This window comes from Streptomyces sp. NPDC127108, assembly GCF_042677545.1.
GTDB lineage: Bacteria > Actinomycetota > Actinomycetes > Streptomycetales > Streptomycetaceae > Streptomyces.
In genome coordinates this window covers 87,578-100,926 of record NZ_JBHXTE010000018.1, presented here as the reverse complement: position 1 = coordinate 100,926, position 13,349 = coordinate 87,578, and the positions used below count along the sequence as shown (strand labels likewise).

The window sequence follows — 13,349 nt, the reverse complement described above, 5'->3', positions numbered from 1 at the left end:
ACCGTACACCAGCGCGTTCCGTGCGATCGCCGCTCACCGTCCCAGAACGGCCATGGCCGCGTTGTGCCCCGGGATGCCGCTGACCCCGCCCCCGCGCGGTGCGCCCGCGCCGCACAGCAGGACGTTCGCGTGCCGGGTCGCCACGCCCCAACGGCCCTCGTGGCCCCGCCGGTCGGGGGCGTCCTCGTCCGCGTACGGGAAGGACAGGTCGCCGTGGAAGATGTTGCCGCCGGGCAGGCGCAGGTCGCGCTCCAGGTCCAGCGGGGTCTTCGCCTCGACGCACGGACGGCCGTCCGCGTCCGTGGCCAGGCAGTCGGCGATCGGCTCGGCCAGGTGCGCGTCGAGCTGGGCGAGGGCGGACGTGAGGAGTTCGGCGCGCAGGGAGTCGTTGGTGGCGTCGGTGAAGAGGCGGGCGGGGGTGTGCAGGCCGAAGAGGGTCAGGGTGTGGCAGCCGCGGTCGACGAGATCCTGGCCGAGGATGGTCGGGTCCGTGAGGGAGTGGCAGTAGATCTCGGACGGCGGTGCCGCGGGAAGTCCGCCCGCGGTCGCCTGGGCGTGGGCCCGCGCGAGCTCCCCGTACCCCTCGGCGATGTGGAAGGTCCCGGCGAAGGCCTCGCGCGGGTCGACGTCCGGGTCGCGGAGCGCGGGCAGCCGGTCCAGGAGCATGTTCACCTTGAGCTGGGCGCCTTCGGCCGGGGGCGGCGGCGCGTCCCCGGTCAGCGCGGCGAGCTGCTGCGGCGAGGCACCCACCAGGACGTGCCGGGCCCCGACCGTGCCCTCGCCGTCCGCCGTCCGGTACGTCACCTCGGCGTGCCGTCCGTCGGTCTCGACGCGGGTCACCTCGTGGCCGGTGCGCAGGTCGGCGCCGGCCGCGCGGGCGGCGTCGGTGAGGGCGCGGGTCAGGGCGCCCATCCCGCCGACGGGCACGTTCCAGTCGCCGGTGCCGCCGCCGATCACGTGGTAGAGGAAGCAGCGGTTCTGGCGCAGGGACGGGTCGTGGGCGTCGGCGAACGTGCCGATCAGGGCGTCCGTGAGGACCACGCCGCGCACCAGGTCGTCCGCGAACCGCTCCTCGACGGCCCGGCCGATGGGCTCCTCGAACAGCATGCGCCAGGCGGTGTCGTCGTCGACGCGGCGGCGCAGCTCCTTCTTCGTCGGCAGGGGTTCGGTGAGGGTGGGGAACACGCGGGTGGCGACGTGGGCCGTGCGCGCGTAGAACTCGCGCCAGGCCGTGTACTCGCGGTCGTCGCCGGTGAGCCGGGCGAACGACGCCCGCGTGCGGGCCTCGCCGCCGCCCACGAGCAGCCCCGTGGGGCGCCCCGCGCGGACCGTCGGCGTGTACGACGAGACCGTGCGGGTGCGCACCCGGAAGTCCAGGTCCAGGTCCCGCACGATCTTCCGCGGCAGCAGGCTCACCAGGTACGAGTAGCGGGAGAGGTTGGCGTCCATGCCGGGGAACGGGCGCGTGGACACGGTGGCTCCGCCGGTGTCGGGCAGCCGTTCGAGGAGCAGGACCGAGTGGCCCGCGCGGGCCAGGTAGGCGGAGGCAACCAGGGCGTTGTGGCCGCCACCGACCACCACGGCGTCGTAGCTGGATCGCATGATCCTTGGTAGCACGGAATCGAGCTGTTGTCCGGGGGTGGTGCGGGAGACCGACCAGGGCCCGCTTGAGTACGCGTACTCATGTCCGCCGCACCGCGCCGCAGCAGGATGCCCGCATGGCGAAGACGAACATGACCCCGGAGAGCCGCCGCAAGGCCGTGCGCGTGACGACGGCAGGGCTGGGGATCGCCGCGGCACTCGCGGGTCTCGTCGGCCTTGCCCGGTGGTTCGAGGGGGTCTGGGAGGGCGAGCCGTATCCCGTCGCGGACCCCGCGGCGACGTCCCGGCACCTGGACGAGCGCAGCCAGGCGGTCTATGACGCGCTCGCGCTGCCGGACGCCCGGCTCGACACGAAGCGGTCCGGGCCGCGCGCGTACACCGACGCCTACACCTGCGACCGCCGCGGCCTGCGCACCCTGTCCGACGCGCTCGACCCCTCGCCGCCGAGCGAGCCGCACGTCGTCAGCGTCACCTACGACTGGACCCTGCGGGACGTCCCCCGCGCCCGGGCGGTGACCGCCCTGGCGCACGCACGGCGGGAACTGACCCGCCAGGGCTGGAAGGTGGCCGAGCACCAGAACGACCGCTACGGCCTGGAGCTGAGCATGCGGCCCCCGCGGGACGGCACGTCGGTCGCGATCACGGCCTACCCCGGCGGACGCCTGGAGGTCTCCGCGTACGCCGGGTGCGCCCGCTATCCCGAGGGCACCCCGATGGACATCGACGGCGAGCCGGAGCTGGCCGCCATGCGCGCGCCCGTCCAGCTCCGGGGCTGACGAACTCCGCGACCGACGGAGGCTGATCCGCGGCCGACCGGAGAAGCGGCCCGCGCGCCTCAGTGCGCCCCGGAGGCCCGCTGCTGCCGCAGCACCGCCACCCTCCGGTACAGCTCCACCGCCTCCGTGCCCCGGCCCAGCTGCTCCAGGCAGTGGGCCTCGTCGTTGCGGCTCGCGAGGGTGTCGGGGTGGTCGGCGCCGAGGACCTGTTCGCGGGCGGCGGCCACCCTGCGGTACTCGGTGAGGGCGTCCGGCCACCGCCCGAGCCAGCCGAGGCCGACGGCGACCTCGCGGCGGCTGACCAGGGTGTCGGGGTGGCCCGCGCCCAGGACGCGTTCGCGGATCGCGCACACGTCGCGGGCCTCCGCGAGCGCCTCCTCCCAGCGGCCGAGGCGGCCCAGGTTCACACCGAGGCCGTGCCGGGCGCGCAGGGTCTCGGGGTCGGCGGGGCCGTTGACGCGGGTGCGGTCCTGGATCAGGGCGCGGTACAGCTCCAGGGCCTCGGCGCTGCGGCCGAGCCGGCCGAGGCTGATGCCGACCTCGTAGCGCGCCGCGAGCGTGTCGGGGTGGTCGGCGCCGAGCGCCCTCGTCCGCGCCTCGGCCACTTCGCGGTACGTCTGCAACGCCTCCGGCCAGTGCCCCAACTGGCCCAGCGCGTAAGCGACTTCATAGCGGGTGACGAGGGTGTCGGGGTGGGTGGCGCCGAGGACGCGGGCGCGGGCGGCGGCCACGTCGCGGGCCAGGCGGTAGGAGTCCTCGAGGCGGCCCAGGCGGCTGAGGTTGAACGCAAGGTTGTGCCGACATCGCAGGGTGTCGGGGTGGTCGGGGCCCGCGGTCCGCTCCCTGGCACCGAGCACCTGCGTGTACACCTGGTGCGCCTCGAAGTGCCGGCCGAGCTGGCCGAGGACGTACGCCATCTCCTGGCGGGCGGCGAGGGTGTCCAAGTGGTCGGCGCCCAGGGCGCGTTCACGGCCCTCGGCGACGCGGCCGTACTCGCGCAGGGCGTCCGCGGGGCGCCCGGTGCGGCTGAGCGTGAAGCCGATCTCGTACCGGCTGGCGAGGGTGTCGGGGTGGTCGGGGCCGAGCACGTGCTCGCGCTCGGCGGCGACGGCGCGATGCACCTCGCCCGCCTCCGCCCAGCGGCCGAGGCGGCCGAGGCTCAGGCCCGCGTTGTGGCGGCTGACGAGGGCGGCGACGACGGACGGCGAGGGCGCGGGCCGCTCCGGCGGGGGCGGCGGCAGGGCGGTGTGGCGGCCGGTGGAGCGCGGGATCCACTCGCCGGTGAGGCCCGCGGCGGCGTCCGGCGGTGTGGTGCGCAGGGTGGTGCCGGTCGCCTTGTGGCCGGTGGTCATGCCGCGCGTCCAGGACGGCAGGGCGGGCTCGCGGTGCGGCTCGGGGCGCGCCGCGCGCTCGGAGGGTGCGGTGTCGGTGCGGCGCAGGGAGGGCGAGACGACCGTCGGGACGTAGGCGGCGGACGCGCTGCGGCCCGCGGTGATGCGGCGGCCGAGTTCGCGGGCGTCGGCGGGGCGTTCGTCGGGGTGCTTGGCGAGCAGGTCGAGGACGATCCGGTCGAAGTACACGGGCAGTTCGCCGCGGTGGCGGCGGGGCGGCTCGGGCGCGGTGTCGCGGTGGCCGACGAGGACCGCCCAGGCGTCCTCCATGTCGAACGGTGGGGCGCCGGTGGCGAGTTCGTACAGCACGCAGCCGAACGAGTAGAGGTCGCTGCGCTGGTCGACCTCGGCGCCGCTGATCTGCTCGGGCGACATGTAGTGCGGGGTGCCCATGGCGATGCCGGTGCCGGTGAGACGGGATGTGAAGCCGATGTCGTGGCCGAGCCGGGCGATGCCGAAGTCGCAGATCTTCACCGTGCCGTCGAGGAGCCGCATGATGTTGGCGGGCTTCAGGTCGCGGTGCACGATGCCCTGTTCATGGGTGTACGCGAGCGCGGAGGCGACCTGGTCGGCGATGTCAACGACGTCGGTGACGGGCAGCGGGTGCTGTCGGTTGTCCTCCAGGACCTGGCTCAGGTTGCGGCCCTCGAGGAGCTCCATGACGAGGAACAGCACGCCGTCGTTCTCGCCGAAGTCGTGCACGACGGTCACACCGCGGTGCTGGAGCGCCGCCGCGACCCGCGCCTCGCGCCGGAAGCGCTCCCGCAGGACCCGGGTGAACGACTGGTCGTGCTGGGGCCCGAGCGGCTTGAGGCATTTGACGGCGACCTTGCGGCCGAGCGATTCGTCGCGCGCCCGCCACACTTCGCCCATGCCGCCGCGCCCGATCAGGTCGAGCAGTCGGTACCGCCCCTGGATCAGTCTGGTGTCCCCCACCTCTGGCATCTCGCGCCATCGCCCCCGTTGCCTCGCTGCGCCCTCCCCGGCCCGTCCAGTATGGCGTCCCGTCTGTCGACTTTGTACGGGACATGGCGCGGGTCGGGGCGGCTGCCGGGGCCGAGGCGGGCCATGGCGCGCAGGACGTGCTTCGGCGGGAGCTGCCAGCGCACCCGGGCGGGCACGAGGCGCAGCAGGGTGCCGGTGGCGGCCAGGCGGCGGGTGACCGTCGGCGGGGGTGGGGCGGGCCTGCCGTACAGCTCGTGGGCGTAGCGGGGCAGGGACGCGTACGCGAGGTTCGCCACGCGCCGCCAGAGCAGGGCGCGCGCCGGGACCAGCAGGGCCCGCGTGGGCGGCCGGAGCAGGAAGTCGTCGACGGCGCGGGCCTCGGGGCCGACGGTGAGCTCGGGGCGCGTCTTCTCGAAGTAGGCGGCGAGTTCGGCGGTGGTGGCCGGTACGCCGTCGGGGTCGAGGCCGACCAGGCGGGCGCTCTCGCGGTGTTCGGCGACGTAGCGGTCGGCGGCCGCGTCGCCGATCGGGAAGCCGGAGCGGCGCAGGACGTGGAGGTAGGAGTCGATCTCCGCGCAGTGCACCCACAGGAGCAGGTCGGGCTCGTCGACGCCGTAGCGCTCCCCGGTGTCCGGGTCGGTGGCGGAGAGCATCGAGTGGATCTTGCGGACCCGGGCGCCCGCCTTCTCCGCGGCCTGCGTGGTGCCGTACGTCGTCGTGCCCACGAAGTTCGCGGTGCGCATCAGACGGCCCCGGGCGTCCTTACGGAAGTCCGAGTTCTGCATGACGCCGCGCACCGCGCGCGGGTGCAGCGCCTGGAAGTACAGGGCCCTGATGCCCGCGACCCACATCATCGGGTCCGCGTGCGCCTGCCAGGTCACCGACGAGGGCCCGAAGAGCCCGGCGTCCGCCTCGCGCATGCCGTCACCTCCCCTCGCAGGTTACGCACACTCGCGCGGCCCGCGATACGGCCGTGAGCGGGTCGTCCCGTGTCCGTGCGGCGGCACGGGCACGAGACGGTCGCCTAGCGGCCCGGAGGACTCGGGACTACTGGCCCAGTTCACCGTTCGGGCTCGCCGCGTCCACGGCGAGCGGCAGCATGACGGCGACCTTCTCGGCGATCTCGTCCGCGGTCGTGCCGGTGACCGTGGCTATCCGGGCGATGTGCCCGCCGAGGACCTTGCCGAGCTCGTCCGCGGTGACGGGCAGGTTCTCGCCCGTGCTCAGCCAGGAGTCGACCTTGTCGCCGAGGCCGGCCTGACGCAGCTCGTCGAAGGCGGCAGCGACCTGGCTGCCGTCGTAGAGGGTGGCGATGAGCAGCTGCTCCAGGGGGGTGGCCGGGGCTTCGAAGGCAGCCATGTGTTTCTCCCATACGTTGCAATGTGGATCGATGGTCCCGGGCACCGCGGCCGAGCGGCCGCCATCCAGACGCGACCGCGTTCTCCCTGCTGCCGAGGTGCCCTTGTGGGACCAGACGTGAGGGTGCCGCCCGATGGTTGCCCGTTGATTTCCGCGGCACAAGGAACCAGCCACGTCCCCCGCGAACACGGCCCGACCAGCACTGACTTTCGGCCACATCGAGACGGCCGGGTGGTGAACTCCCCGTTGCCGCACGGCAGTCGGGCATCGTCCGTGTGATCGAAGAAGCGCGCAGAACGGCATATCGTCCGCCGCATGACTTCCCCATGGAGCACCCGACTCGCTGTGGCCGGTTCCGCGGCGGCTGTCGCCGCCACGATGCTCGTGAACGCCCCGCCGGCCCTTGCCGCGATGCCGTTCGGGGCGGTGGACCCCGCCACCGTCGCGCAGTTCAGACTGAACCAGGTCGTCGCCGGGGGCGGCGCCGACGGCACGGACGCCGCGGTCGAGGCCGTGGAGCGGACCGGCGCCGTCACGACCGTCGACGTCCGCACCGTCCTCGGCACGGGCGGGAACACCGGTGTCGCGGGCCTGTGCCACGACACCGGCCTGTCCGCGAGCCTCAAGCCCGGCGGCCACTGCTGGAAGAAGGAGGACGACCGGTCGAGCAGTTGGAACGCCACGGAGGGCGGCTGGACCCCGCAGGGCCTCTCCCTGCCGTACAGCGACAGCGGGGCCCCTACCGACGGCCGGTGGAAGGGCGTCCCCGCGCACGCCGTGACCTGGCACCACAGCACGGACCTCGGCAATCCCGACCCGGCGAAGCGGCGCGGTGACGAGTACGCCCGGCTCACGCTCGTGAACGCGAAGAACGCCGCGCCCGACTACCACCACCTGCTGCTCGTCCAGCCCGTCAAGAAGGCCGACGGCAAGGGCGACTTCCGTGTGGTCCCGCGCAATCACGTCGACGGCGTCGTCTGGTACGGCGACCGGGCCTTCGTCGCCAACGGCCGCTACCTCCAGGTCTACGACCTGCGGCACATCTGGAAACTCAACAAGCAGGGCAAGGAGGTGGGCGTCTCCGGCACGACCTCGTCGGGCCTGTGGCACAACTACGCCGTCCCCATGGTCGCGATGTACCGGACCACGACCGGTGACACCCCCTGCTCCGTCACCTCGGGCACCACCCCCTGCCTGAACTCCCTGAGCCTCGACCGCACCGGCGGCAAGGACTCCCTCGTCTCCGCCGAGTACAAGAAGGACGCCGCGGGCGGCCGCGTCGTGCGCTGGCCGCTCGACGCCACGACCAAGCTGCCCGAGGGCACCGCGTCGGCCGCGTACTCGTCCCCGGTCTGGTCCATGCAGGGCGCGGCCACCGACGGCACGAACTGGTACCTGGCGGGGACCTGCCCGACGGGCTCGGGCGGCGGCACCCCCAGTGATCCGTACTCCTGTGTCCACAAGGCGCGGGCGAACGCCGCGCCGCACGTCATGACGGCCGCCCCCGTCTACACCCAGAACCTCGCCTACTCGTGGACCACGGACCGGTTGTGGGGCGTCAACGAACGCATCAACACGACGGTGGGCAAGCGGGTGGTGTTCTCCGTCAACACTCCCTGAACCGCCCGCGTCGACACCCTTGGACCGTCCACTGACGCGTCCGCCCGCACCGCCTACCGTCGGCTGTCCGCCAGGGCCCGTTCTCCGGGAGAGCAACACTCCCGGAGAGCGGCGAGCTCGGCCACGGGCAGCCGCAGGGAGGAGCCCCGCCGACTGCCGTCGAGCCGTGCCGCCCCGGTGTCGAGCCACTGCGGCAGCGGCTCCACGCCGATGAACTCGGCCAGCCGCGTCAGCTCCGCGCGGGGCTCGTCGAGCAGGTCCTCGTACGCGAGCGTGGTCCGCAGCGCGGCGGGAACGTCACCGAGACGCTCCACGCCCTGCGTGATCAGCTCCGACCACAGCGCGCCGAATCCCGTCAGCGGCAGATCGCTGTCCAGTACGAGGGCGGCGTCGAACCGCTCCCCCAGCAGGGGCGAGAGCTCGGGCGGCAGGGAGCGGACCTGGGCCTCGGTCAGGTTCTCGACGCGCTCGGCACCGGTCCGCGCGAGAATCTGCCGCAGCAGGTAGATCAGCCGGTAGCCCGTGTGCCGACTCATCGACAGGGCGCAGTCGGGCCCGTCCCTGAACAGGTGCACGAAGCGCGCCTCCGGGAACACCTTGCGCAGGAGCGGCACCCGCTCCAGCGAATACCCGGACCGCTCGACAGCCGCCGTGCGCCCGAACTTCGCCCCCAAGAAGTCGAACAGCGCTTCGTAGTGCCCCGCGGCCGTGCGCTCCGGCCACCGGCGCACCGCTTCCTCCAGCTCGTCGAAGAGCCCGTCCGGGTCGTCGGTCAGATGCGGGAGCACCATCAGGGACAGCGCGGGGATCCCGGTCGTCTCCGTCGCGAAGCGTCCGGGCCGACGCGGATAGACGAACTCCGGCATCGGCACGCCATTGCGGATCATCCGCTCGAACAGCGGATTGGGATCGGCGAGCAACCGCCAGAACTCCCCGCCCCCGAGCAGCCCCTCCGGAAACCCCCGGCTCTGCACCGACGCCAGCAGCTCGTTGAGACTCAGCACATCGGGATGCGCGTTGACGATGCCGGACAGCGCGGTCGACCCACTACGGCCGGTACCGACGACGAACGTCAGGGTGCGCATAGGGCGGTTCTCCTTGGACGGCTCGGATGACTCGGATGACTCGGGGCGACTTGGACGACGCCCCGTGCTGATCACGGGCATGCTTCCCTGGGGAGCGCCGTGCAAATCCGCCGAGGGCACAGAATTCTTCAGTCAGCAAATCCAGCAGAGGGCATACAAGTCCATTCAGACGCAACGGTATTGACAAGAAAATTCAAGCTTGACGGCGTCGTGGAGTTTGCTTATGGTCCAGTCGTTCCGCTTCCCGGCGATCGATTTCCGAAGGTGTTCATGACCGCGACTCCCACGTTGCCGAAATCCAGGCAGCAGTTGATTCTTGCTGTTCTCATGCTGTGTTCGCTGCTTATCTGGCTCGAAAATACCGTCCTGAGTACCACGCTGGAGACCCTTGCGGACCCGGTCCATGGCCTTGGGGCCAATCCCGGTCAGCTGCAATGGGCGACCGGTTCGTACACCCTGGCCTTCGCCACATTGATGTTCACCGCGGGCGCATTGGGCGATCGATTCGGGCACCGGACCGTTTTCTCCAGCGGGCTGGTGATCTTCGCGGGGTCCTCGCTGTGGGCGGCGTACGCGAGCGATGTGGGCCAGCTGATCGCGGCTCGCGCCGTGATGGGTCTGGGCAGCGCGCTCATCACGCCCGCGATGATGGCCATCCTCATGTGGACCTTCACCGGCCCCGCGCGGGCTGCCGCGATCGGTGTCTTCTCGACGTCGGCCGGTGTCGGAATGGCTGCCGGACCGGTCCTTGCCGGGTTCCTGCTCGACCATTTCTGGTGGGGCTCGGTCTTTCTGGTCAATGTCCCGGTCGCGGCGTTGACTTTGGTCGGGCTCGCCGTACTGGTTCCGAATTTCCGCAGCCCCGTTCCGCGGCCACTGGACCCCGCCGGAATGCTGCTGTCGGTCAGCGGGCTCGCGGCGTTGGCCTACGGGCTGATCCGGGCAGGGCAGGTGGCCGCGTGGAGTCGTACCGACGTCTGGGCGCCGATCGTTGTCGGCCTGGTTCTGCTGGCCGTCTTCGTGCTCGTCGAACTGCGCGTCAAGGCGCCCAGCTTCGATCCGCGGCTGCTCGCGCGACGCACATTCGGTGGTGGCAATGTGGCGCTCGGACTACTGCTGTTCGGCGTGGCCGCCATCACCTTCTACAACGCCTTCTACCTTCAGGGCGCGCTCGGGTTCTCGCCGATGAAGGCGGGTTTGGCCAATGTCCCGACCGCACTCGGCGCGCTCGCGGCGGCGCCCCTTGCCTCGCGCCTGGTTCGCCGTCTGTCGCTGCGCCTTGTCACCGTGCCCGCGTTCACCGTGGCCGCGCTGGCCATGGGCGGGTACGCGTTCCTCGGACTCCAGACTCCTCTCGTCTGGATCGAGGTCCTGCTGTTGATCCAGGGGCTCGCGATCGGCATGGTGATCGGCCCCGTCACGGCCGCGTTGCTCAGCAACCTGCCGTTGGAGCAGGCCGGTGCGGGATCGGCCGTCACCAACACCGTGCGACAGACCGGCAGCGTCATCGGAATCGCAGTGGGCGGCACGGTCATGTCGATCATGTACCGACGTGCGATCGAGCCTTCGCTGGAGGGTGCGCCCGGTCCGGTGCGGGACCAGGCGCGCGTCTCCGCCGAACAGGCCCGCCACGTCGCCACCGCCACCCACCGGCCCACTCTCGCCCAGGCCGCCGATGACGCGTTCGTCCATGCCATGCACGTCGGCGCGGGCTGGATCGCGGCCATCGCACTCCTCGGAGCAGTCGTGCTGCTGATCACCTTGCCCGCTGCCCACGTGCCCGCCGCCGAGAAGAAGGGGCCGGTACCGGAGCCCGACCACGAAGAGGCCCCCAGCTCCGTCTGAGGGTGTCATGGCAGCCGCCCCGACGCCGCCGGCTCGCCCACCTCAGCGGCGCACCCGCGGCATCCCCAGGCCGATCCACGAGATGATCTCGCGCTGGATCTCGTTGTTGCCGCCGCCGAAGGTGAAGATGACCGCCGAGCGGTAGCCGCGCTCCAGTTCGCCATGGAGGACGGATCCCGCCGATGCCTCCTTCAAGGGGCCCGCGGCGCCGACGACTTCCATGAGCCAGGCGTAGGCCTCGCGGCGGGCCTCGGAGCCGTAGACCTTGACGGCGGAGGCGTCCTGGGGGGTGAGGGTGCCGTCCTGGACGGCGTTCACCATCTGCCAGTTGAGGAGTTTCATCGCGTCGAGCTTGGTGTGGGTCTGGGCGAGACGGCGGCGCACCCAGGGCAGGTCGATGACGCGGCGGCCGTCGGCGAGCTTGGTCTCGGCGGCCCAGCGCTGGACGTCGTGGAGGGCGCGGATGGCCATGGTGCCGTGGGCGGCGAGGGTGACGCGTTCGTGGTTGAGCTGGTTGGTGATCAGGCGCCAGCCCTTGTTCTCCGCGCCGACGCGGCGGGAGGCGGGCACACGGATGTTCTCGTAGTAGCTCGCCGTGGTGTCGTGCGAGGCGAGGGTGTTGATAAGGGTGCAGGAGTAGCCGGGGTCGGACGTCGGCACGAGCAGCATGGTGATGCCCTGGTGCGGCGGCGCCTCGGGGGCGGTGCGCACGGCCAGCCACACCCAGTCGGCGGTGTCGCCGTTGGTCGTCCAGATCTTCTGGCCGTCGACCGTGTAGTGGCCGGTGTCCTCGTCGCCCTCCCGGACGGCCCGGGTCTTGAGCGCGGCCAGGTCGGTGCCCGCGTCGGGCTCGCTGTAGCCGATCGCGAAGTCGATCTCGCCGGAGAGGATCCGGGGCAGGAAGTACGCCTTCTGCTCGTCCGTGCCGTATCGCATGAGCGTCGGACCCACGGTGTTCAGGGCCATGAGCGGCAGCGGCACACCGGCCTGGGCCGCCTCGTCGAAGAAGATGAACTGCTCCATCGGCGTGAGCCCGCGGCCGCCGAACTCCTCCGGCCAGCCGACGCCGAGCCAGCCGTCGGCGCCCAGGCGGCGGATCGTCTCGCGGTAGAACCGCTTCTGGGCGGCGGGCTCGGCGTAGCGGGTGTACGCGCGATCGGGCACCAACTCGGCGAAGTACGCGCGCAGTTCGGTGCGCAACCGCTGCTGCTCGGGGGTGTATTCGAGGTGCACGAGCCCTCCTGTCGTCCCTGCGCCCGACCCTGCCGTGGCGCTGCGGCTTGACGGCGGACAGAGTAGAACGTGTTTCAGTAAGGGGGAAGGGTGATGACGCGGGGAGGCGGGGAGCGTCAGCCGCGGCCTTGGCGCAGCCGGTCCGAAGGGTCGGCGCGGCCCTCGCGATGATCGCGGGGGCGCTGCCCGGCGCCTGGCTGGTTCTTCACTAGGGGATCGACTGGCCGCTGCTCGCGGGGGCCGCGGCCGTGACGGCTGTGGCCTGCGCGTATCACGAGAGGCCGGAGGTGACTCCCGGTGAGCCGGGCGACTGATTCAGCAAGCCCTACTTCAGGACGCACTCCTAGCTTAGACATTGTCTCGGTTTGGTCACAGCCCCCAAGAGGCTGAACAGACGTGAGCACGGCGCCCGTACTCACGCCTCGAAGGCCCAGAACAGCCAGGGCGACCGAGCGACGACATCCCTAGGAGACCTCTCATGTTCAGCAAGAACACCCGGCCGGCCATGCTCTTCACGTCCTTCGCAGCGGCGGGCGTGCTGCTCCTGACGGCGTGTGGCGGCGGTGACGACGGCGGCGACTCCAAGGCCGCGGGCGACGCCCCGGCGTCCAACGCCCCTGCCGCCGACGGCCAGGCCGGCGGCAGCGGCACGATGGATCTCTCGCTGCGCTCGGGCACCGCCGAACAGAACAACGCCCAGCGGCGCACCGGCGATTGGGCCAACCTTCCGGGCAAGCCCGCCGCCAAGCCCGTGCAGCGCAAGTGGGTCCAGCTGTCGGCGGGACAGGCGGGCGACCTGAACCCGGTCGTGGTGAACGGCTCGGGCTTCACCCTCTACCGCTTCGACAAGGACACCGCGCGGCCGTCCAAGTCGAACTGCGCCGGTGCCTGCGCCACCACCTGGCCCCCCGTCCTGGTGGACCCGGGCGGCAAGATCTTCGTCGACGGGGTGAAGCCCGCGGACGTCGGCGTCATCAAGCGGGACGACGGCACGCGCCAGGTGACCATCGGCGGCTGGCCCGTCTACCGCTTCAGCAAGGACACCAAGCCCGGCGACACCAACGGCCAGGGTGTGGGCGGCACTTGGTTCGGCGTGACGCCGGACGGCCAGAAGTCGGGGCAGCCAGCGGGCGGTGGCACGGGCGCCGAAGAGGGCACCGGCGGCGCGGGCTCGGACCAGGGCAGCGGCAGCGCGGGCGCCGACCAGGGCACCGGCGAGGCGGGCGGCGGCCAGGCCGCCGCCCCCGCCACCAGCGCCGTCCTCTTCGACGACGCCAACTTCCCCGGCGACGGCGTCGCGCAGGGCGTCGCGGGCAAGGGCTGCCAGAACGTGGCGCGGCCGAAGGTGGCGTCGTCCATCTCGGCGAGCGGCTCGCTGAAGCTCTGGTCGAAGGCCGACTGCAAGGGCGAGTCGAAGGTGATCAACGGCGATGTGGCGGACCTGGCCACCATCGGCTTCGACAACAAGACCAGCTCGATCGCCTTCGGCTGAC

General features: G+C 72.0%; 10 protein-coding genes. 4 read left to right on the top strand and 6 right to left on the bottom strand.

Annotated elements, in window-relative coordinates:
• Positions 1-33 precede the first annotated feature (33 nt).
• On the bottom strand, positions 34-1,602 hold the full coding sequence (locus tag ACFVHO_RS17120) for a phytoene desaturase family protein (protein ID WP_385714546.1): 1,569 nt from the start codon (positions 1,600-1,602) through the stop codon (positions 34-36).
• A gap of 116 nt (positions 1,603-1,718) precedes the next feature.
• Between ACFVHO_RS17120 and ACFVHO_RS17115 the strand changes: the two genes are divergently transcribed.
• Positions 1,719-2,378, top strand: coding sequence for a hypothetical protein (locus tag ACFVHO_RS17115; protein ID WP_385714543.1), 660 nt, complete (start codon positions 1,719-1,721; stop codon positions 2,376-2,378).
• 59 nt (positions 2,379-2,437) lie between these two features.
• On the opposite strand, the gene ACFVHO_RS17110 is transcribed toward ACFVHO_RS17115, so the two are convergent.
• From ACFVHO_RS17110 to ACFVHO_RS17100, 3 genes are all read right to left on the bottom strand, one after another.
• The gene (locus ACFVHO_RS17110) at positions 2,438-4,705 is read right to left on the bottom strand and encodes a tetratricopeptide repeat protein (protein WP_385714541.1); all 2,268 of its coding nucleotides are present in this window, start codon (positions 4,703-4,705) and stop codon (positions 2,438-2,440) included.
• Positions 4,687-5,634, bottom strand: a complete 948-nt coding sequence (locus ACFVHO_RS17105) for an oxygenase MpaB family protein (protein ID WP_385714538.1) — start codon at positions 5,632-5,634, stop codon at positions 4,687-4,689. Before ACFVHO_RS17105 ends, ACFVHO_RS17110 begins: the two co-directional genes overlap by 19 nt.
• A gap of 127 nt (positions 5,635-5,761) precedes the next feature.
• Positions 5,762-6,073, bottom strand: a complete 312-nt coding sequence (locus ACFVHO_RS17100) for a YidB family protein (protein WP_385714535.1) — start codon at positions 6,071-6,073, stop codon at positions 5,762-5,764.
• Between the two features lie 315 nt (positions 6,074-6,388).
• Here ACFVHO_RS17100 and ACFVHO_RS17095 point away from each other — a divergent pair, with 315 nt between their 5' ends.
• Positions 6,389-7,693: a hypothetical protein gene (locus ACFVHO_RS17095; RefSeq protein ID WP_385714532.1), complete on the top strand. Its 1,305-nt coding sequence runs from the start codon at positions 6,389-6,391 to the stop codon at positions 7,691-7,693.
• Between the two features lie 53 nt (positions 7,694-7,746).
• On the opposite strand, the gene ACFVHO_RS17090 is transcribed toward ACFVHO_RS17095, so the two are convergent.
• Positions 7,747-8,778, bottom strand: coding sequence for a sulfotransferase (locus ACFVHO_RS17090; RefSeq protein WP_385714529.1), 1,032 nt, complete (start codon positions 8,776-8,778; stop codon positions 7,747-7,749).
• A gap of 270 nt (positions 8,779-9,048) precedes the next feature.
• Here ACFVHO_RS17090 and ACFVHO_RS17085 point away from each other — a divergent pair, with 270 nt between their 5' ends.
• Positions 9,049-10,623: an MFS transporter gene (locus ACFVHO_RS17085; RefSeq protein WP_385714527.1), complete on the top strand. Its 1,575-nt coding sequence runs from the start codon at positions 9,049-9,051 to the stop codon at positions 10,621-10,623.
• Between the two features lie 42 nt (positions 10,624-10,665).
• On the opposite strand, the gene ACFVHO_RS17080 is transcribed toward ACFVHO_RS17085, so the two are convergent.
• Positions 10,666-11,856: an acyl-CoA dehydrogenase family protein gene (locus ACFVHO_RS17080; RefSeq protein WP_385714525.1), complete on the bottom strand. Its 1,191-nt coding sequence runs from the start codon at positions 11,854-11,856 to the stop codon at positions 10,666-10,668.
• Between the two features lie 478 nt (positions 11,857-12,334).
• On the opposite strand from ACFVHO_RS17080, the gene ACFVHO_RS17075 reads away from it, so the two are divergent.
• Positions 12,335-13,348 carry a hypothetical protein gene (locus ACFVHO_RS17075; protein ID WP_385714522.1) on the top strand — a complete coding sequence of 338 codons (1,014 nt, stop codon included), beginning with the start codon at positions 12,335-12,337 and terminating at the stop codon, positions 13,346-13,348.
• The last annotated feature ends 1 nt before the right edge of the window (position 13,349 follow it).